The organism is Streptomyces luteosporeus (genome assembly GCF_039532865.1).
Classification (GTDB): domain Bacteria; phylum Actinomycetota; class Actinomycetes; order Streptomycetales; family Streptomycetaceae; genus Streptomyces; species Streptomyces luteosporeus.
Genome location: NZ_BAAASL010000011.1, coordinates 97,478 through 115,670 on the forward strand (window position 1 = coordinate 97,478; position 18,193 = coordinate 115,670).

18 protein-coding genes are annotated in these 18,193 nt (G+C 73.9%); 9 read left to right on the forward strand and 9 right to left on the reverse strand.

Features of this window, described 5'->3' with window-relative positions; all coding sequences use genetic code 11:
* Nucleotides 1-42: 42 nt before the first annotated feature.
* Together ABD361_RS16650 and ABD361_RS16655 are read right to left on the reverse strand one after the other, a co-directional pair.
* The gene (locus tag ABD361_RS16650; RefSeq protein ID WP_344436094.1) at nt 43-2,283 is read right to left on the reverse strand and encodes a terpene synthase family protein; all 2,241 of its coding nucleotides are present in this window, start codon (nt 2,281-2,283) and stop codon (nt 43-45) included.
* Nucleotides 2,284-2,503: 220 nt separating this feature from the next.
* Nucleotides 2,504-2,749 (reverse strand): hypothetical protein, encoded by a 246-nt coding sequence (locus tag ABD361_RS16655; protein WP_344436095.1) that lies wholly within the window; start codon nt 2,747-2,749, stop codon nt 2,504-2,506.
* 335 nt (nt 2,750-3,084) lie between these two features.
* On the opposite strand from ABD361_RS16655, the gene ABD361_RS16660 reads away from it, so the two are divergent.
* Nucleotides 3,085-4,620 (forward strand): hypothetical protein, encoded by a 1,536-nt coding sequence (locus tag ABD361_RS16660; RefSeq protein ID WP_344436096.1) that lies wholly within the window; start codon nt 3,085-3,087, stop codon nt 4,618-4,620.
* 178 nt (nt 4,621-4,798) lie between these two features.
* Here ABD361_RS16660 and ABD361_RS16665 read toward each other — a convergent pair whose 3' ends face one another.
* Complete coding sequence (locus tag ABD361_RS16665; protein ID WP_344436097.1) at nt 4,799-5,740, reverse strand: AraC family transcriptional regulator; 942 nt, start codon at nt 5,738-5,740, stop codon at nt 4,799-4,801.
* Nucleotides 5,741-5,840: 100 nt separating this feature from the next.
* On the opposite strand from ABD361_RS16665, the gene ABD361_RS16670 reads away from it, so the two are divergent.
* Nucleotides 5,841-6,755, forward strand: a complete 915-nt coding sequence (locus tag ABD361_RS16670) for an MBL fold metallo-hydrolase (protein ID WP_344436098.1) — start codon at nt 5,841-5,843, stop codon at nt 6,753-6,755.
* A 66-nt stretch (nt 6,756-6,821) separates the two neighbouring features.
* Here the strand turns inward: ABD361_RS16670 and ABD361_RS16675 are convergent, their stop codons facing one another.
* The 4 genes from ABD361_RS16675 to ABD361_RS16690 form a co-directional block, all read right to left on the reverse strand.
* The gene (locus tag ABD361_RS16675) at nt 6,822-8,267 is read right to left on the reverse strand and encodes a glyceraldehyde-3-phosphate dehydrogenase (RefSeq protein ID WP_344436204.1); all 1,446 of its coding nucleotides are present in this window, start codon (nt 8,265-8,267) and stop codon (nt 6,822-6,824) included.
* Between the two features lie 118 nt (nt 8,268-8,385).
* Nucleotides 8,386-10,107 (reverse strand): DNA polymerase/3'-5' exonuclease PolX, encoded by a 1,722-nt coding sequence (gene polX / locus ABD361_RS16680; RefSeq protein WP_344436099.1) that lies wholly within the window; start codon nt 10,105-10,107, stop codon nt 8,386-8,388.
* 61 nt (nt 10,108-10,168) lie between these two features.
* Entirely contained in the window at nt 10,169-10,363 is a 195-nt protein-coding gene (locus ABD361_RS16685) for a hypothetical protein (protein WP_344436100.1), read from the reverse strand.
* A gap of 155 nt (nt 10,364-10,518) precedes the next feature.
* Complete coding sequence (locus ABD361_RS16690; protein WP_425583234.1) at nt 10,519-11,697, reverse strand: serine hydrolase domain-containing protein; 1,179 nt, start codon at nt 11,695-11,697, stop codon at nt 10,519-10,521.
* 242 nt (nt 11,698-11,939) lie between these two features.
* On the opposite strand from ABD361_RS16690, the gene ABD361_RS16695 reads away from it, so the two are divergent.
* Nucleotides 11,940-13,088 carry a baeRF3 domain-containing protein gene (locus ABD361_RS16695; protein WP_344436102.1) on the forward strand — a complete coding sequence of 383 codons (1,149 nt, stop codon included), beginning with the start codon at nt 11,940-11,942 and terminating at the stop codon, nt 13,086-13,088.
* 22 nt (nt 13,089-13,110) lie between these two features.
* Here ABD361_RS16695 and ABD361_RS16700 read toward each other — a convergent pair whose 3' ends face one another.
* The gene (locus tag ABD361_RS16700) at nt 13,111-13,431 is read right to left on the reverse strand and encodes a hypothetical protein (RefSeq protein WP_344436103.1); all 321 of its coding nucleotides are present in this window, start codon (nt 13,429-13,431) and stop codon (nt 13,111-13,113) included.
* Between the two features lie 150 nt (nt 13,432-13,581).
* Between ABD361_RS16700 and ABD361_RS16705 the strand changes: the two genes are divergently transcribed.
* The 6 genes from ABD361_RS16705 to pqqB are packed head-to-tail and all read left to right on the forward strand — an operon-like array spanning nt 13,582 to nt 17,383.
* Entirely contained in the window at nt 13,582-14,100 is a 519-nt protein-coding gene (locus ABD361_RS16705) for a GNAT family N-acetyltransferase (protein ID WP_344436104.1), read from the forward strand.
* Between the two features lie 35 nt (nt 14,101-14,135).
* The gene (gene pqqA / locus ABD361_RS30685; RefSeq protein WP_361748303.1) at nt 14,136-14,327 is read left to right on the forward strand and encodes a pyrroloquinoline quinone precursor peptide PqqA; all 192 of its coding nucleotides are present in this window, start codon (nt 14,136-14,138) and stop codon (nt 14,325-14,327) included.
* The gene (gene pqqC / locus ABD361_RS16710) at nt 14,321-15,058 is read left to right on the forward strand and encodes a pyrroloquinoline-quinone synthase PqqC (RefSeq protein ID WP_344436106.1); all 738 of its coding nucleotides are present in this window, start codon (nt 14,321-14,323) and stop codon (nt 15,056-15,058) included. Before pqqA ends, pqqC begins: the two co-directional genes overlap by 7 nt.
* Complete coding sequence (gene pqqD / locus ABD361_RS16715; protein WP_344436107.1) at nt 15,055-15,351, forward strand: pyrroloquinoline quinone biosynthesis peptide chaperone PqqD; 297 nt, start codon at nt 15,055-15,057, stop codon at nt 15,349-15,351. The genes pqqC and pqqD overlap by 4 nt, the downstream gene beginning before the upstream one ends.
* Nucleotides 15,344-16,414, forward strand: a complete 1,071-nt coding sequence (gene pqqE / locus ABD361_RS16720) for a pyrroloquinoline quinone biosynthesis protein PqqE (protein WP_344436108.1) — start codon at nt 15,344-15,346, stop codon at nt 16,412-16,414. Before pqqD ends, pqqE begins: the two co-directional genes overlap by 8 nt.
* A 42-nt stretch (nt 16,415-16,456) precedes the next feature.
* A complete protein-coding gene (gene pqqB, locus ABD361_RS16725; RefSeq protein ID WP_344436109.1) occupies nt 16,457-17,383 on the forward strand; it encodes a pyrroloquinoline quinone biosynthesis protein PqqB in 927 nt (308 codons plus the stop codon).
* A 37-nt stretch (nt 17,384-17,420) separates the two neighbouring features.
* Here the strand turns inward: pqqB and ABD361_RS16730 are convergent, their stop codons facing one another.
* A complete protein-coding gene (locus tag ABD361_RS16730; RefSeq protein WP_344436110.1) occupies nt 17,421-18,167 on the reverse strand; it encodes an AAA family ATPase in 747 nt (248 codons plus the stop codon).
* Nucleotides 18,168-18,193 lie beyond the last annotated feature (26 nt).

The window sequence follows — 18,193 nt, forward strand, 5'->3', positions numbered from 1 at the left end:
CCTCGCCGCATGCGGCGAGGGCCTTCTGCGCGTCCCGGCGCGTCAGCCGGCGCCCAGCAGCTCCCGGACACGGGCGCCCGAGGTGCCCAGCCCCGTGGGGACGCCGAGCGGGGGAGCGGGCACGGCGGGCAGGGCGTGGTGCCGGATCAGGTGCGGCTCGTCGTAGCGGCGGCAGTCCTTGTGCCAGGTCATGACCGCCGCCATCCAGTCCTGCAGCTCCTCGGCGTGGGCCCGCAGCGCCCGGCGCGCCGCGGCGTCCAGCCCCAGCTCGTCGCACAGCGCGGGCAGCTGCCGGGAGACGATGTGCCGGAACTCCCGCATCCGGGAGTTCATCAGGTCGGCGACGATCCGCACGGCCTGCTCGCGGTCGCAGGTGAAGAAGTTCTGCACGACGAGAACGGCGTTGTGCACCTCCCCCTCGAACTGGATCTCCTTCTGGTACGAGAAGACATCGTTGGTGAGCATGCCATAGTCGGAGGCCGCGGCCTCCATCGCCCGGAAGGGGCGCGAGGCGAGGACCTCCGGCGGCAGGCCGTCCGCCTTGCGCAGCCGGGACAGGGCCATGGTCAGGTCCGAGCCGAAGGTCCTGCGGCGCATCTCGATGTAGTCCACGGGCTCGGGGATCCGGTTCAGCCGCTGGTTGGCCAGCTCCCACAGCCAGCTCTCCAGCATCACCACGATCGCCTCGCGCAGCGCCTGCCGCCCCTGCACCGGCATCGGCCCCGCCGTCCGCGCCCACAGGTCGGCCAGGCCCCGCTCCAAGGGGTTGAGCGGCGGCTCGCTCGGCCCGCCCTCCAGCGGCATGAAGCGCAGGAGCCGGTCGTGGCACGCCCGGGCACCGGCCACGTCGCCGCCGCGGCCGAAGACCGCGGGGTAGACGTCGTCGCCGTACGTGCCCCAGGTCAGCCATTGCGTGGCCAGGTCGAGCTCCTCCACGGTGGCCGAGGGATGGATGCCGGCCGCGCACAGGGCGAAGTCGTAGTCCGCCAGCTTCTCTTCCGTCCACACGCCCGACAGCGGGTCGCCGGGGACACGGGCGAGGAAGCCCATGTGGTGTGCCCAGTCGATGGTCCGGCGGCGGGCGGTGTCGAGGTGGGGGCTCAGCCGCGTCGCGAAGGGCATGTCCAGGTGCGGCCGCGGCAACGGCCCCACCTGCTCGAACGGCACGTACGCGTGGCTGCGCAGCCGGGCCGGCAGCGAGGCGACGAGGGAGGGCACGACCAGCGCGGCGGACGTGCCGAGCCCCAGCGGACCACCCAGCAGGGCGCCCGCCCCCTCCAGCGCCCCGCCGGCGGCACCCTTCATGTAGCGGCTGGAGCGCATGTGCCACTCGTGGCCGCCGGACTGCCAGTCCTGCAGGCCCTTGATGTACGCGAAGACGTCGGCGCACTGCCCGGGCGTCAGCCCGTGCTCGGCGAACAGCGGCCCGAGCTCGGTGGCCACCGTGTGCTCGAACTGCTGCAGGCGCGAGGTCAGCAGGTCGTTGACCGCGTCCGCCGCCTCCTGGGTGCCGCAGTCCAGGAACCGCTCCAGGACCAGCACCGCGTTGGACAGCTCGCCCTCGGCCTCGACCTCCCGCTGGTACGAGAACAGGTCGTTGCGCAGGTGCACCGCGTCGGCGAAGGTGTCCCTCAGCACGCGCATCGGCCGGCTCGCGGCGACGGCGTCGGGCACCTCCGCCCCCGCCGCGTGCTCGACCAGGTTGGCCGACCAGGGGGCGCCGCCGACCTTGCGGCGCATCTCGATGTACTCGACGGGATTGGCGACCCTGCCGTCGTTGATGTTGGACAGCTCCCACATCGACTCCTCCAGCAGGTTCCACGTGCTCTCGCGGAACCGCCGGCGCCAGCCGGCCGACATCGACGGCACCGTCCGCGCCCACAGGTCGGCCAGCCCCGCCTCCACCTGGTTCGCCGGCTCCTCGGCGGGCCCGGCGTCGTCCATCGGCATGAACAGCGCCAGCCGGTCCAGGTAGGCCCGGGCCCCCTCGGTGTCGCCGGTGCGCTTGAACCGCTCCAGGAAGTCGTCGTCGAAGAAGAACACCCACACGTACCAGTCGGTGACCAGGTCCAGCTCGGGCCCCGGGGCGTCGGGGTGGGTGTAGGAGCACAGCAGCGCATAGTCGTGGGAGTCGAAGTCCTGCTCGTCCCAGACGCCGGACCCCTCGATCATGCCCATCCGCCGGGCCCATGCCTTCGAGTGCTGCCGGGCGCCTTCGAGACGGGAATTGAGGCGGGCCGGGTACGGCGTGTAGAAGCGGGGCAGCTCGAAGGGATTGGGCATCGCGAGCGCGGCCTTTCCATCCGGTTTCCGGGTCGGGCGAGCGCCAGGCATCGGCGATCGTTCCGCACGGTAGGGGGCGGGCCGGGGCCGCCGGCCTGCGGCAGTCGGATTTCCGCTCAATATGGTGAAGCGTGGCGGTACTTGGTTAAGGATCTCCGCACCGGCTGCGGACGCTGCGTGGAGCGCCGCACGGGCCGGGGCCCGTGCGGCGCCGTGACGCTCAGTCCCTCGCGCGGCGTGCGGCCAGCCGCCGGATCGCCCACCCGGTGACGGCCAGCACGCTGCCGGACCCCAGTCCCGCGACGAACGCGGGCAGCGCCGCGTGCACGACGGTGCCCGGGGACAGCGGAACGGCCCCCGGCGAGGAAACGCCGGGCTGTACGGGAGCGGTGGCCGGAGGCGGGGAGTCCGCCCGTACCGCGGCGGCGGGTGCCAGGGTCAGGGCCACGGCCATGAGCGGTGCCACCAGAAAGATGCGGCGTGCACGGTAGCGTACGCGCGCCGCCTTGTGGCGGGTTTGGCGGGGAAGTACGGACCGAGCGTGCTGCTTCCTAGGATGCAACGAAGCCCCTCGGGGTGAGGACCGGGCCGTCCCTCCCTGCTGCCCTGCTGGTGCCGGGGCGGCCCGGTCGTGCGTGAGGCCGGCGGCGGATCGCCGCCCGGCCCCTCCAGTGCACACCGTGCGGCAGAGTGGGTTACGCCTTCTTACGAGTGAATGATTGTCGGATCGAGCGAACGCGGCCGTCCATGACGGCAGGATCACGGTTCTCTGACAGATCTGACAGCAGGGAGCCCCCGGCCATGCCCGCTCCGACTCCGGATGAGCAGGGGCCAGGCGGCGCTCTGCTGAGGCTGCGCGACGCCGTGCAGGCGCTGCACGCGCAGGCCGGCCATCCCTCGTACCGCGCCATCGCCAAGAACTTCGAGGTCGACGACCTGAAGCGCATCGCCACCGCGTCCCACAACACGGTCGGCGACGTCCTGACGTGCAAGCGGCTCACCCGCCGGGAGACCCTGCAACTCGTCGTCCGCCAGCTGCACAAGGACAGCGCGGACCCCAGACCCTTCGCGTCGGTCTGGCCCGCCTACGAGGAACTCTGGCTCGCCGCGGACAAGGAACGACGCCACCGCACGCTCCCCGGGCCCGTCCAGCACTTCCTCACCGCCCTGCAGGACGAGGTCCTCGCCCGGCTCGGCGACGACACCGGCGCGCTCGCCGCCCGGGCCGGGCTGTCCGAGGACGACCTCAAGACCCTCTCCGACGGCACGCGCCTGCCCGAACCGCGCGAGGTCGAAGCGCTGCTGGCCCTGCCGGACGACGACCGGCAGCCGCTCGCGCCCGCGGTCCGCCGGCATCTGATGGTGGCCTACTACGACATGCTCCGCGCCTGCGCCCCCGACCGGTACGCGGACGCCATGGTGCGCGAGGAGTGCGAGGCCCAGCGCGAGTACCGCCGGATCGTGGAGCAGGCCCTGCACGGCGACGAGCAGCGGCGGCAGCAGGACGCGATCCGGCATGCCGCACAGCTCGACGGCCTCCTGACGGCGCTGCACGACGCGCAGACGCACGCCGCCGACCAGGCCGCCGCCGCCAGCAACCGGCTCGGCGCAGCGGTCCGCCGCACCGAGCGGCTGGAGCGCCAACTGCGCCGCGAACGCTGGCTCAAGGACACTGCCCGGGCCCATGTCCGGGCCCTGCAGGGCCTGGTGGGACTGCTGCGGGAGCACACCCGGCCCGCCGCCGGGCGGGAGCAGTACGTGCGGGTGCTGGAGGACCGGCTGGCAGCGGCCGAGCGGGCGGCCGGACAGGCACGCAAGGCGGCCGCGGACGCCACGAGCCTGCTGCTCGACATGCGCAGCGAGCGCGACGCCTCCGAACGCAAGCTCGCCGAGCAGGCGGCGCTCCAGGAGGCCGCGACCACCGTGGCGTCCGCCGCCGAGCAGCTCGCCGCTCCCGTCGTCCCCGTCCTGCCGCCGAGCGCGTGGGACGGGACGTGGGACGGCACGTTCGACCCGTCGGTCCTCGACCTGCCGACCGCCTCGTCGCCGGACCACGGCGGCCACTCCTGGTACCACGTCCCACCGACCGGACACCCGGGGTACGAGCCGTACGCGACGGCGCCGCCGGGCCCCCTCCAGGCCCCCGCGGCACCGCCTGCCCCGGGCGATCTGTCCGCCTTGGACACCTCCCTCACCCGGCACTACGGCCTCAGCCCGCTGTCAGGTGCACTCGATGCGCCGCCCGTGACAGCCGAGCCGCCGCCCAAGGGCCTGCTCCGGCGTCTCCAGGCCGTCTTCCGCAGCCGCGGCGGCCGACACGCCCGCCGCCGGCCCTGACCCGGGCCTTTTCCGGCAGATCTTCGTCACGCGGCACCACGGCGCCCCATAGCGGCGCGGGGAACTGCGCGACAAGCCACGACGCACCCGCGGATGACGTGCCGGGCTGCGCCCGGCCCCCGCGGTGGCACGTCAGCTGCGGGCCGTCGGTGGCCGATCGCGCAGTTCCCCGCGCCCCTTAGGGGGCGCCGCCCGTGCGGGCCGCGGCCTCCTCGCGGTACCGCCCGGGCGTGATGCCGAACTCCCGGCTGAAGGCGTGCGAGAAGGCGTACGGGGTGCCGTAGCCGACCCTGCGGGCGATGCCGGCCAGGGGATCCGGGGTGTCGCGGAGCAGGGTGGCCGCGAGGGTCAGGCGCCACCAGGTGAGGTAGGCCATCGGGGGCCGGCCGATCAGGGACGTGAACCGGCGGGCCAGGGTGGGCCGGGAGACACCCGTCTCGGCGGCCAGGCGGTCGACGGTCCACGGGGCGGCGGGGTCGGAGTGCAGCGCCCGCAGGGCGCCGGCCGTCACCGGGTCGCCCAGGGCGGCAGGCCAGGCGCCGGTGGCGCCCTCGGCCATCCAGGAGCGGAGCATGTAGACCAGCAGGAGGTCGAGCAGGCCGGGGACCGCGATGCACGCCCCCGGCCGCTGCGCGGCCAGCTCGCGGCCCAGCAGGTCGACGGCGGCCCGGAGTTCGGGATGGCTGCCCACGCGGTGGGGCAGGTGCACCACCTCCGGGAGCTCCGCCATGAGCGGATGCACACGGCTGCGGTCCAGCCGGTACTTGCCGCACAGCATCTCCGCCCCGCCGCGGCGGCCGTCCCCGCCCGGTGACGGGCGCGGTGTCCTCTCCTGCAGCCACTGCTCGAAGGGCACCGCCCGGGCCGCTGCCGCCGCGTCGACGGGGGAGTCGGCGATCACGTGTCCCGTACCGTGGGGCAGCAGTACCGCGTCACCCGTGCCGAGCCGGACCGGTGCGCCGCCGTCGGGCAGCAGCCAGCAGTCGCCCTCCAGGACGACGTGGAAGCCCGCGCCGTCGTACGCCGGGAACCTCGCGCACCAACGCCCTTCGATCCGTACCCTGTTGGAGGAGGGCCGCCCGATGCGCACGGCCGAGATCGCGTCACTCACCACGTCCATCGTGTAAGGGTAGCGATGGCCTCGCCGGTGAGACGGACGCGTATGCGCATGAGCCTTCCGCGCATTGAGAAGCTCAGTCGATCTTCCATAGGGTCGGGGCATGAACAGCGAGAGCGCACAGACCGTCATGCTGGGTGACGTCGAGGTCGTCCGGGTCGTCGAGTGGCAGGGGGCGGTCGCCCCCGCCCGCAGCTTCGTCCCGCAGTCCCCCGCCGAGGCGTGGAAGGACAACGAGGACTGGCTCGCGCCGGACCACTGGCAGCCGGAGAGCGACATGGCGGTGGTCGCGCTGCAGACCTGGGTGCTGCGCAGCGGCGGGCGGACGGTTCTCGTCGACACCGGGGTGGGCAACGGGCGGGAGCGGCCCGGCTCGCCGACGTTCCACCACTGGCAGGGCGACTTCCTCGGCCGCCTGGAGCGGGCCGGCATCCGCCCGCAGGACGTCGACGTCGTCGTCAACACCCACATCCACGGCGACCATGTCGGCTGGAACACCCGGGACGCCGCGGGGGAGTGGGTGCCGACGTTCCCGCGTGCCCAGTACCTCGTCCCGGCCGCGGACGACTTCCACTTCGGCCCGGACAACGCGTACGGCGGTGGGCGGCGGGAGGTCGACCGGCTGATCTACGAGGACAGCATCGCGCCCGTCCACCGGGCCGGTCAGGTCGTGCTGTGGGAGGGCAGCCACCGCATCGACGACAACCTCGTCCTGGAGTCCACGCCCGGCCACACGCCCGGTTCCTCCGTGCTGCGGCTCGCCTCCGGCGGCGACCGGGCGGTCTTCGCCGGCGACCTGCTGCACAGCCCGGTGCAGATCCTCCACCCCTCCTGCAACAGCTGCTTCTGCCTGGACCCGGAGCAGGCGGCGGCGAGCCGGCAGCGGGTCCTGGAGCGGGCCGCCGACGAGAAGGAGCTCGTCGTCCCCGCGCACTTCGGCGGAGCGGGGGCCGTGGAAGTACGGCGGGAGGGCGGCCGGTTCGCCCTGCAGCGCTGGGCGTCCTGGACGGCGGCGTAGGACGCGCGGCGCCCCCGGCCGCCGGAGGGCGGACGGGGGCGCGAGGCGCGAGGCGCGGCGGGGCCGTCAGGCCACCGGGGCCGGGAAGGTCGGGTACTCCACGCCGGAGACGTGCTGGACGACGCGGATGACCTGGCACGAGTAGCCGAACTCGTTGTCGTACCACAGGTACAGGATCGCGTTGTCTCCGTCGACCTTGGTGGCGCCGGCGTCGACGATCGACGCGTGGCGCGAGCCGATGAAGTCGCTGGAGACCGCGTCCGGAGCGGTGGTGAAGTCGATCTGACGCTTCAGCGGCGAGGTGAGCGAGACGTTGCGGAGGTAGTCGAGGACCTCTTCACGGGTGGTCTCGCGTCCGAGCCGCAGGCTGAGGATCGCGATCGAGACGTCCGGGACCGGGACGCGGATCGAGCTGCCGGTGATGGGCGCCTTGAGGCCGGGCAGCGCCTTGGCGACGGCCGAGGCGGCACCGGTCTCGGTGATGACCATGTTGAGCGGCGCCGAGCGGCCGCGACGGTCGGCCTTGTGGTAGTTGTCCAGCAGGTTCTGGTCGTTGGTGAACGAGTGGACGGTCTCCACGTGACCGCGCAGCACCCCGTACTCCTCGTCCATCGCCTTCAGCGGCGGGACGATGGCGTTGGTGGTGCAGGATGCGCAGGACAGGATCTGCTCGTCCGGCTTGATCGTGTCGTGGTTGACGCCGTGCACGATGTTGGGGACGTCACCCTTGCCCGGCGCGGTCAGGACGACCTTGTCGATACCGGGGCGCAGGTGCTTCGACAGCCCCTCGCGGTCGCGCCACTTGCCGGTGTTGTCGATGAGGATGGCGTCCTTGATGCCGTACGCCGTGTAGTCGACCTCGGAGGGGTCGTTGGCGTAGATCACCTTGATCTCGTTGCCGTTGGCGACGATCGTGCTGTTCGCCTCGTCGACGGTGATCGTGCCCTGGAACTGGCCGTGGATGGAGTCGCGGCGCAGCAGCGAGGCGCGCTTGACGATGTCCTGGTCCCCGCCCTGGCGGACGACGATGGCGCGCAGGCGCAGACCGTTGCCGGAGCCGGCCTTCTCGATGAGCAGCCGGGCGACGAGGCGGCCGATGCGGCCGAAGCCGTAGAGGACGACGTCGCGCCCCTCACGGCACTCGATCTTGTTGGCACCCGTGGCGCCGGCGACCGCGCGGGCCGTGAACTCCTCCACGGACAGACCGCTGTCGTCGGCCTTGTACGTCGCGGCGAGCATGCCGATGTCGATCTGCGAGGGACCGAGGTCGAGCGTGGTGAGAGCCTGCAGGAAGGGCATGGTCTCGGTGACCGACAGCTCCTCACCGGCGATCTGCCGGGCGAACCGGTGGATCTTGAGGATGCTGATCACCGACTTGTTCACCAGGGAACGGCTGTGCACCAGGACCGTGACGTCACGCTCCCGGTGCAGCTTCCCGATGAGCGGGATCATCGACTCCGCAATTTCCTCGCGGTTCTTCCAGTTCGTGAACGAGTCGTCGTTGACTATCACAGACACAGGGCTTCTCTTTCGAGCTAGGCGGCGCTCATATGCTAACCCGATGCTGTGATCGATCAAGCGGCGCCCGTCAGGTGTGACTCATCCCTCGTCACCTGGTGCGTTCCGGCGATCATCCGCCCGGTTGCAGGAAGCGCCGGAGCTTCTGCAGCGGCCAGGTATTGATCACGTCGTCCTTCGTCAGCCAGCCGCGCTGGGCGGTGCCCACGCCGTAGCGCATGTAGGGCAGGTGCACCACGGAGTGCGCATCGGTGTTCACCGCGAACTTCACCCCGTGCCGCTTGGCGCGCAGGATGTCCTCGTCGCCCAGGTCCAGACGCTCGGGGTGCGCGTTGATCTCCAGGGCGGTGCCCGTGCGGGCGCAGGCGGCGAAGACCTCGTCGAAGTCCGCGTCGATGCCCGGGCGCTTGCCGATCTGGCGGGTGGTGGGGTGGCCGATGATCGCCACGTGCGGGTTCTCGCAGGCGCGGACGAGCCGGCGGGTCAGCTCCTCGCGGGTCTGGTTGAAGTGCGAGTGGACCGAGGCCACGCACAGGTCGAAGCCCGCCAGGAACTCGTCGGGCCAGTCCAGGTCGCCCTCCGGGCCGATGTTGAGCTCCGTTCCGTGCAGCAGCCGCATGCGGCGGTGCTTGCCGTCCAGCGCCCGTACCTTCTCGCGCTGGGCCAGGATCTTCTCGTCCGTCATCCGCTGCATGTACAGATTCGGCGCGTGGTCCGTGACGGCGAAGTACGCGTAACCGCGCTCTGCCGCGGCAGCCACCATGTCCTCCAAGCAGGACACACCGTCGGTGAGGTCGGTGTGCGTGTGGAGATCCCCGCGGATGTCCTTCTCCTGCATCACCTCGGGCAGCTCGCCTTTCAGAGCTGCTGCGATCTCGCCCCGGTCCTCCCTCAGCGTCGGCGGAATCCACGGGAGACCCAGCTTGGCGTAGATCTCCTCCTCGGTCGCGGACACCGCCTTCCTGCCGCTCTTGGCGTGGAAGAGGCCGTACTCCGAGAGCTTGTAGCCGTGCCGGATGGCCATCTCCCTCAGGCGAATGTTGTGCGCCTTCGAGCCCGTGAAGTACAGCAGGCCGGCGCCCCAGGAATCCGGCGGCAGGACCCTCAGGTCGACCTGCAGGCCCTTCGTCGTACGGATGGACGTCTTCTTCTCCCCGCGGGCGATGACCTCGGCGGTGTGCGGCAGCGCGCAGAACGCCTCCATGGACGGGGCCGAGTCCGTTGCCGCGACGAGCACGTCGATGTCGCCGATGGTCTCCCGCATGCGGCGCAGCGACCCCGCGTACCCGCACCGCTCGCACCCGCTGACGGCCGAGAGCTCGGCGACGACCTGCTCCGCGACGTCCATCGCGGCGCCGAGCAGGATGCGCCCGCCGGCCTTTTGCAGGAGCTCGATGCCGTGCAGGATGTTGGCCTGCGTCTTCTCCCCGAAACCCTTGAGGTCGCGCAGGCGTTCCTCGTGAATGGCGTCCAGGAGCTCCGCCACCGAGGAGACGTGCAGCTCCTCGTACAGGACCAGGGCCTTCTTCGGGCCCAGGGTGGGGATCGAGATCAGCTCCCGGACCCCGGCCGGGATCGCCGCCCGGGTCTCCTCGACGGCCGAGACGCGCCCGGTGCGCAGGTACTCCTCGACCTTCTCGGCGATGGACTTCCCGACGTTGGGGATCTCCTGCAGCCCCTTGGCGTCGAGCCGGGAGACGTCGGTCGGGTGGCCGCCGATCGCGCGGGCGGCCTTCTCGTAGGCACGGGCCTTGTAGGCGTCGCCGCCGGTGATCGCGACGAGGTCGGCGTACTCCTGCAGGAGCGCCTCGACCTCCTCGTTGGGCCGGACCATGGCTCCAGCCTCGCCACCGGGCCGTGCCCCCGCAACCCCGCGGGGGTCGCGGGCGGCCCCCTCAGGAGCCGGTGGGCCGCGACGCGGTGGCGGCGGGGCGGCAGCAGGCGTTGCGCTCGGTGCCGGGCCGTGGGGACGGGGCGGGCTCCCGCCCCTCGTCGCGGCCCGGACAGGATCCGACGGCAGGGGCGGGCGGGCCCGTGAGCAGGCCCAGCACGGCGGCGGTGCCAAGGGTCATGACGGCGGTACGACGCATGGTGCACCTCTCATCCGGTCATCCACTCGGACATACGGCACCTGCCCCCGCACCCGCCGCGACACGCGCGCGGTCGCCCGTACGGAGGACGGGGCGCTCGGTGCAGAAACGCTTTCTCGGTGGTGCGTACGAGCCGCCGCACGCCCCGCGAGCCGTCAGCCGCCGCAGAACTCCGCTTCGAACAGCGGGCGCGACCCCCGCACCACCCCCAGGGCGTCGAGGACGAAGACGGCCGAGCGCCGGCCGTCCCGGGTGACGCCCACCGCCGCCATCCAGCCCGGGACCGCCCCGTCGTGCCCCCACAGCGTCACCCCGCACGACAGCGTCCGCTCGCCGATGCCGAGCCCGTAGCGGCCGGCGTCCTTGGTGTGCGTGTCGACCGTGGTGAGCATCTCCGCCAGCTGCCGCCGCGGCAGCAGCCGGCCGCCGAGCAGCGCACGCAGGAAGGCGTCGAGGTCACCGGTCGTCGAGATCATCTCCCCGGCCGCCCCGGCGGCCGTGGGAGAGAGCGCCGTCACGTCGTGCAGGGCCGATCCGCCGCCCTCGCCCGGCAGCCGCACGTACCCGCGGCCCATCGGCCGCGGCAGGGCGCTCGACCGCCCGGGCAGCGAGGTGGCGCGCAGGTGCAGCGGCCGCAGGACGCGGCGTTCGATCTCGTCCGCGTACGGGTGACCGGTCACCCGCTCGACGACCATCCCGGCGAGGAGGTAGTTGGTGTTGGAATAGCTCCAGCCGCGGCCCGGCGCGAACAGCGGCCGGTGTGCGAGCGCCGTCGCGACCAGCGACGACGGCGTGTGGACGGCGAACCGGTGGGCCGGGAACTCCCGCTCGGAGAGCCGCCGCCGCAGCGCCGGGTCGTCCGTGTAGTCGAAGATTCCGCTGGTGTGGTTCAGCAGCTGGCGCACGGTGATCCGGCGGCCGTCGTAGCCGTACCCCCGCACCACCCCCGGCAGCCGGCGCTCCACCGGATCCGACAGCCGCAGCCGGTGCTCGGCCTCCAGCTGCAGCACCACCGTCGCCACGAACGTCTTGGTGATGCTCCCGATGCGGAACCGGCCCCGCTGCCGCGGCGGCCCCGGCGCCGTGAGCGCGGCCGTGCCCGACGCGGCACCCCACACCCGCCCGTCCGCCCGCGTCCGCGCCACCACCCCGGGCACTCCCGCCCGCACCACCGCCGCCATGGCGGCCCGCGTCGCCGCGTGGGGCGCCCCGGCGGGCAGGGGAGCCGCCGGAGCGGCGGCCCACGCCTGCCCCACCAGCGTCAGCGACGCGAGCACGGCCGGCAGCCTCCTGCCGACGACCCCGCGGACGGCCCTGCGGACGGTCCCGCCCATGGCTCCGAGGACGGCACACGTCACCACACGACTCCTGCTCCCCGGCACCGCAACGATCAACCCCGGCACCATCGCTACCGCCCCCGCCCGGCCGGTACGCGCCGTGCCGGCCGCGCGTCATCCGTACGAGTACCGCCGCGGACGCAGGGCAGGTGATCCGTGTGGCCCCGCTCGATTGGCCGTGCGCCCGAAGCTCTGGTCACCTGGAAGACACCCCGCAGGCCCGGAGGAGGACCTTCACGATGGACATCGGCGAGCTGACCGACGCAACCCTGCGAGACCTGCGGCGGCCGCGTGACTACCCGGCCGTGTCGGTGCTCCTGCCCACCAACCGCCGCACCCCGTACAACCCCGAGGACCCCCTGCGGCTGCGCGTCACCGTCGCCGAGGCCAAGCGCCGGCTGGAGGAGGACCCGCGCGTGACCCGCGCGGCGCGCATCGACGTCGAAAAGCAGCTCGACGCCGCGTGCGACGAGGTCGACCTCACCCACTCCAGCGACGGCCTGCTCGTGCTCGCCGCCCCCGGCGAGCACCACGTCTGGTACCTGCCGCGCTCGGTGCCGCAGCGCGTCGTCGTCTCCGACTCCTTCCTCACCCGCAACCTGGTCGCCGCCCGGCTCGTCGAGGAGCCCTACTGGGCCCTGGTGCTCTCCGAGGGCGAGACCCGGCTGTGGGACGGGGCGGGGGAGACCCTCGCCGAGGCCACCGACCGCGGCTTCCCCGTACGCCCCGCCATCCCCGACCACCAGGACGCCCTGCCCGGCGCCCACTTCGACAAGGTCGGCAACCACCCTCTGAGCGTGCGCGAGGAGAAGCCCGTCGAGCGCACGCGGCAGTACATGCGCTCGGTCGTCGGCGCCCTCACCCCCGTCCTGAGCCGCGAACCGCGGCCCCTGTACGTCGTCGGACTGCGCGAACACATCGCCCTGTTCGAGAAGCTGTGCCCCAGCCCGGCGGCCATCACCGCCCGCGTGGAGAGCGGGGGCGCCGTCGCCAAGACCGCCCACGAACTCCTCGACGTCCTCCAGCCCGCCTTCCACGAGCGCCGCACCTCGCGCCGCGGCGACGTCCTGCGCCGCCTCAGCGACGCCCGCGGCCAGCGGCTGTTCACCTCCGGCCTCGACGAGATCTGGCAGACGGTGCGCCAGGGCCGCGTGGCCCTCCTCGCCGTCGAGGACCACTACCAGGTCACCGCCCGCGTCGACGGCAACGGCGGCCACCCCGTACGGCTGGAGGAACCCGTCGAACCCCTGACGGCCGACCCGGCCATCCGCGAGGACGTCGTCGACGAGATCGTCGAGGCCGCCCTCGACAACGGTGCCGAGGTCGAATTCGTCCCCGACGACACCCTCGCGGAAGAGGACCGCCTGGCGGCCGTCCTGCGCTACTGAGGCCGGCCGGCCCCGACGCCCGTCAGCCGCCGAGCATCCCGCCGAGGGCCCCGCCGCCCGGGAGGAACGCGGTCACGGCGTCGGGGCGCAGACCCCCCAACAGGGCTGCGGCACCGGACTGCGCAGAGGTGTCCTCCACCGGCGCGGGCAGGGTCCTGACGGCCTGCTGCTGTGGGGCCGTGTCCCGGTCCGCGGGAGCACCCGGATGGTGCGCCCCCTCCGCCGCGCGACCGGCGGGGGCCGGCACGGGGGCCGGCGGGGCGGCCGCGACCGGGCCGCAGAGGCCCAGGACGGTGGCTCCGGCCAGCAGTGCCGCCGCAGCGGTCATCCTTTTCCAGCGCATTGCCCGCTCTCCTTACTCGTCCCCGTCCGGTGCCCATGACTTCGCGGCCTGTCCTGCCCGTGGCCCTGTCGAGGTAGTCACGGCATCACCCGTCCGTGGGCGAGGAAATGTTCCGGCACTCCCGGTGCCGGCGTGCTTATGCTGCCGGGCGTGATCAAATTGGAGCGGCTGCACGCCGGACACGCCGCGGCGCTGCTGGCCTTCGAGCGGGAGAACCGCGCCTACTTCGCACGGTCCGTACCCGACCGCGGGGACGCCTACTTCGACGACTTCGCCTCCCGTCTCCGGGCCCTGCTCGCCGAACAGGACGCCGGTGTCTGCCACTTCCACGTCGTCGTGGACGACCGGGACGACCTCGTCGGACGCGTCAACCTCCTCGACGCCGTCGAGGGCACGGCCGAACTGGGCTACCGCATCGCCGAGCGCGCCGCGGGGCGGGGCGTGGCGACGGCCGCCGTGGCGCAGGCGCGCCGCCTCGCCGGCACGGTGTACGGGCTGTCGGCGCTCACGGCGCGCACCACCCTCGACAACGTGGCCTCCCGGACCGTGCTGGAGCGCAACGGCTTCACCGTCGTCGGCGACGTCCGTCTCGACGGCCGCCCCGGGCTGCGGTACCGGGGCGTCACCCGATCCGGCGATTGCGGTGCGCCGCCCGGTGAAGGACGCTGAAGGGGAGGCGTGTTCGGGCACCAGGGGGAGGGGCCATGCCGGAGACCGCACTGCGCGCGGAAGCCACACTGGGCACGGAAGCCACACTGCGTACGGAAACCGCCGCGCTCACCGGGGCGCCACCCGCGCACGACGCGCGTGAGGCGCCCCGACGGGCCTGGGAGCCACCCGACTTCACCGACGTCGAACTGGGCCAAGAGGTCACCGCCTACGCAGGCCGATGGTAGGGAGCCCCGGCCGGGCAGCGGCCACCGACTGCTGCCCGGAGCCCCGCAGCCCGGCGGAGTTCAGTGCCGCGCTGCACGCCCACGCCGACCGCTACTGGGACCGGCATCCGCTGCACGTGCGCCTGCACGAAGGCGGGCTCGGCCGCCGCGAGCTGCAGCAGTGGATCGCCAACCGCTGGTACTACCAGAAGTCGCTGCCCCAGAAGGACGCCGCGATCGTCGCCAACTGCCCCGTCGCCGACGTCCGCCGCCGCTGGGTGCGCCGCATCCTCGACCAGGACGGCGACGGCGACCGGCCCGGGGGCAACGCCGCCTGGCTCGACCTCGCCGAGGCCGCCGGCCTCGACCGCGCCGAGGTGCTCGACGAGCGCCACGTCCTGCCCGGCGTGCGCTTCGCCACCGACGCCTACGTCACTTTCGCCCGGACCCGGCCGTGGCCGGAGGCCGTCGCCGCCTCCCTCACCGAGCTGTTCTCCCCGGCCCTGATGCGCGAACGGCTGGCGGCCCTGCGCGCCCACTACCCCTGGATCGGGCCCGCCGGCCACCGCTACCACCTCGCCCGCCCCGAGGCCGCCACCGCCGACGCCGAGCACGCCCTGGCCGTCGTCACCGCCCACTGCACCACCCGCAGCCGGCAGGACGCCGCCCTCGCCGCCCTGGCCTTCAAGTGCGACGTCCTCTGGAGCATCCTCGACGCCCTCGACCAGGCACAGCGGACGGACGGGCCGTGACCGGCACGTCCCCCGCGGGCTGGCGGCTGCGCACCGGCGTACGGCTCGCCCACGACCCCGTGCGCGGCACCGGCGTCCTCCTCCACCCCGACGGTGTCCTGCTCCTCAACGCCACTGCGACCGCCGTCCTCGCCCTGTGCGACGGTGCCACCGGCGAGGCCGGCCTGGCGGCCGCGCTGTCCCGGACGTACACCGGCGTGCGCGCCCAGGACGTCCGCTCCTTCCTCGGCCGCCTCGCCGCCCGGCAGCTGATCGAGCCCGTTCCCGGCCGGCCGGGGACCGGCGATGGCTGAGCCCCGCCCCCTCGGCATGCTCGCCGAGCTCACCCACCGCTGCCCGCTGCGCTGCGGATACTGCTCCAACCCCGCCGGCCCCGCCCCGCGCGCCGGCGAGCTGACCGCGGCCCAGTGGTGCCGCACCCTCGACGAAGCCCGTGAACTGGGCGTCCTGCAGGTGCACTTCTCCGGCGGCGAACCCCTGCTGCGCCGCGACCTGCCGCGTCTCGTCGCCCACGCCCGCACCCTCGGCCTGTACACCGCTCTCGTCACCGGCGGCCAGGGCCTCACCCCGGTGCGCCTGTCCGCCCTCGTCGCCGCGGGGCTGGACCACGTGCAGATCAGCGTGCAGGACGCGACGGCGGCACCCGCCGACGCGATCGCCGGCCGCCCCGCGCACCGCCGCAAGCTGGCCGCCGCCGCGCTCGTCAAGGAGTACGGACTGCCGCTCACCCTCAACGTCGTCCTCCACCGCGCCAACATCGACCGCACCGCCGCGCTCGTCGACCTCGCCGCGGGCCTCGGCGCCGACCGGCTCGAGCTCGCCAACGCCCAGTACTACGGATCCGCCCTGCTCAACCGCCGTTCGCTGCTGCCCACGCGGGAGCAGCTCGACGCGGCCGAGGCGGCGGTGCGCGCCGCACGGGCCCGGTACGGCGGCCGGCCGGACATCGTCTACGTACGGGCCGACTACCACGACGGCGTGCCCAAGCCCTGCATGCACGGCTGGGGCAGCCGCCAGTTCACCGTGGCCCCCGGCGGGGAGGTGCTGCCGTGCCCGGCCGCCGCCCGGATCCCGGGCCTGGGCGTGCACACCGTGCGCGACACCTCCCTCGCCGACATCTGGTACCGCTCCGAGGCGTTCAACCGCTTCCGCGGCACCGACTGGATGCCCGAGCCCTGCCGCAGCTGCCCGCTCAAGGAGAAGGACCACGGGGGCTGCCGCTGCCAGGCGTTCGAGCTGACCGGCGACGCCGCCGCCACCGACCCGGCGTGCCGGCTCTCCCCGCACCACGGCCTCGTCCGCGCCGCCGTCGACGACGCCCGCGCCGCCCCCGGCGGCCTGCCGTACCGCCGCTGAACCCCACCCGCAGACCCGTCACCGTGACAGAAGGGACACCGCATGCGGCTGCGCATCCTGGGTACCGCGGCCGGCGGCGGACTGCCGCAGTGGAACTGCGCCTGCCCCGGCTGCGCTCGGGCGCGCACCGCCGGGCACCGCGCCCGGCGCACCCAGGAGTGCCTGGCGGTGAGCGTCTCGCCCCGCGTCTGGCACCTGGTCAACGCCTCGCCCGACCTGCGCACCCAGATCCTGGCCGCCCCCGGCCTCACCCCGCCCGACGGCACCCGCGACACCCCGCTGCGGGGCGTCCTGCTGACCGACGGGGAACTCGACCACACCGCCGGCCTGCTGGCCCTGCGCGAGGGCGCCGCCCTGGACGTGTACGCCCCGGCGGCCGTGGCGGCGGCGCTGGACGAGCAGTTCCCGCTGCGCACCCTGCTCGCCCCCTACGGGGCGGCCCGCTGGCATGCCCTCGACGTCCCGGCCACCGGGCGCCGGTGGACGCTCGACGGCGGCCGGCTGCGGGTGACGGCCGTGCCCGTCGGCGACAAACGCCCGCGGTACGCGGCCGGTCCGGCCCGGCCGGGCCCCTGGGTGGTGGCCTACCGCTTCGACGAGCCCGCGACCGGCGCCGCCGCCGTCTACGCGCCCTCCCTCGCCCACTGGCCGGACGCCCTCGACGAGGCGGTGGCCGGCGCGGACTGCCTGATCCTGGACGGCACCTTCTTCGGCGAGGACGAGATGGGGGAGCGGACGCCGGTGGTCGGCCGGGCCGCCACGGCCCGCGGCATGGGCCACCTGCCCATCGGCGGCCCGGCCGGCACGCTCGCGCACCTGCGCCGCCACCCCGGCGTCCGGCGTCTGTACACCCACTTGAACAACACCAATCCCGTGGCGGATCCGGCCTCGCCCGAACGCGCGCTGCTGGCCGCGGCGGGCGTGGAGGTCGCCGAGGACGGGACGGAGATCGTCCTGTCGGGTGCCTGACCGGGTGCCCGAGCCGGTGCCTGTGCCGCGTGACGCGTCAGCGGTCGTTCAGCCACCGGCGCACCGGCCCGGCCGGTGGCCGGGCCACCGCCCGCGCCCCGTCGTCGTCGAAGGCGGCGGTCACGACGCGCTCCCGGGAGACACCGTCCAGCAGCACCACCGAGGCCGCCTCCGCCACCGGCGAGGGCACCGCCCGCCCCTCGGGCACGGCACCCGGCTCCGGCAGCCGGCCCAGCAGGCGCTCCAGCCCCTGGCGGTGCCTCAGGAAGACCCGCCGGGACGCCCAGCGCCCGCGCGCCCGCTGCCCGGCCAGCGCCTCGTCGGGCGTGACGTCCAGCAGAACCAGGTGCAGCGCGCGCCCCTGACGCCCGGCCGTGCGGGACAGCCACCGGCGCAGCCACGGCCGGCTGCCGCAGTCGTGCACCAGGAACGGGCCGCCGGCGCGCACCTGGGCCCGCAGCCACCGGACGTGCTCGACGCGCGCCCAGGGCCGGTAGACCGCGTACGGCAGCCAGGCGGGCATCACCGCCTCGCAGGCCACGTGCACCGTTCGCGGGTCGACGGCCGGAGCGGCCGCCGACAGGCGGTGCAGCAGGGTGCTCTTGCCGCTCCCGGGCAGGCCCGAGACGACCACCACGGCCCCGGCCGGGTAGGACAGGACGAACGGTTCACCGCGCAGCCCCCGCAGGTCCACCAGCCCCCGCGGTCGTACGGGGCCCGCCTGCGGCGGCGCGGCCGCACCGGTCGCCGTGCCCGTCGCGGCCGGGCTGCCTATGTCGTCCACTGTCGTCCCCTGCTCGAACCGGTCGC

What these genes read in the sequence shown, in the direction of transcription:
- pqqB (WP_344436109.1), top strand. Translation starts at nt 16,457, where the DNA reads ATGCGGCTGCGCATCCTGGGTACCGCGGCCGGCGGCGGACTGCCGCAG.
- polX (WP_344436099.1), bottom strand. Translation starts at nt 10,107, where the DNA reads ATGGTCCGGCCCAACGAGGAGGTCGAGGCGCTCCTGCAGGAGTACGCC.
- ABD361_RS16670 (WP_344436098.1), top strand. Translation starts at nt 5,841, where the DNA reads ATGAACAGCGAGAGCGCACAGACCGTCATGCTGGGTGACGTCGAGGTC.
- ABD361_RS16700 (WP_344436103.1), bottom strand. Translation starts at nt 13,431, where the DNA reads ATGCGCTGGAAAAGGATGACCGCTGCGGCGGCACTGCTGGCCGGAGCC.
- ABD361_RS16660 (WP_344436096.1), top strand. Translation starts at nt 3,085, where the DNA reads ATGCCCGCTCCGACTCCGGATGAGCAGGGGCCAGGCGGCGCTCTGCTG.
- pqqA (WP_361748303.1), top strand. Translation starts at nt 14,136, where the DNA reads ATGCCGGAGACCGCACTGCGCGCGGAAGCCACACTGGGCACGGAAGCC.
- ABD361_RS16690 (WP_425583234.1), bottom strand. Translation starts at nt 11,697, where the DNA reads ATGGGCGGGACCGTCCGCAGGGCCGTCCGCGGGGTCGTCGGCAGGAGG.
- ABD361_RS16695 (WP_344436102.1), top strand. Translation starts at nt 11,940, where the DNA reads ATGGACATCGGCGAGCTGACCGACGCAACCCTGCGAGACCTGCGGCGG.
- ABD361_RS16665 (WP_344436097.1), bottom strand. Translation starts at nt 5,740, where the DNA reads ATGGACGTGGTGAGTGACGCGATCTCGGCCGTGCGCATCGGGCGGCCC.
- ABD361_RS16650 (WP_344436094.1), bottom strand. Translation starts at nt 2,283, where the DNA reads ATGCCCAATCCCTTCGAGCTGCCCCGCTTCTACACGCCGTACCCGGCC.
- pqqE (WP_344436108.1), top strand. Translation starts at nt 15,344, where the DNA reads ATGGCTGAGCCCCGCCCCCTCGGCATGCTCGCCGAGCTCACCCACCGC.
- ABD361_RS16685 (WP_344436100.1), bottom strand. Translation starts at nt 10,363, where the DNA reads ATGCGTCGTACCGCCGTCATGACCCTTGGCACCGCCGCCGTGCTGGGC.
- pqqC (WP_344436106.1), top strand. Translation starts at nt 14,321, where the DNA reads ATGGTAGGGAGCCCCGGCCGGGCAGCGGCCACCGACTGCTGCCCGGAG.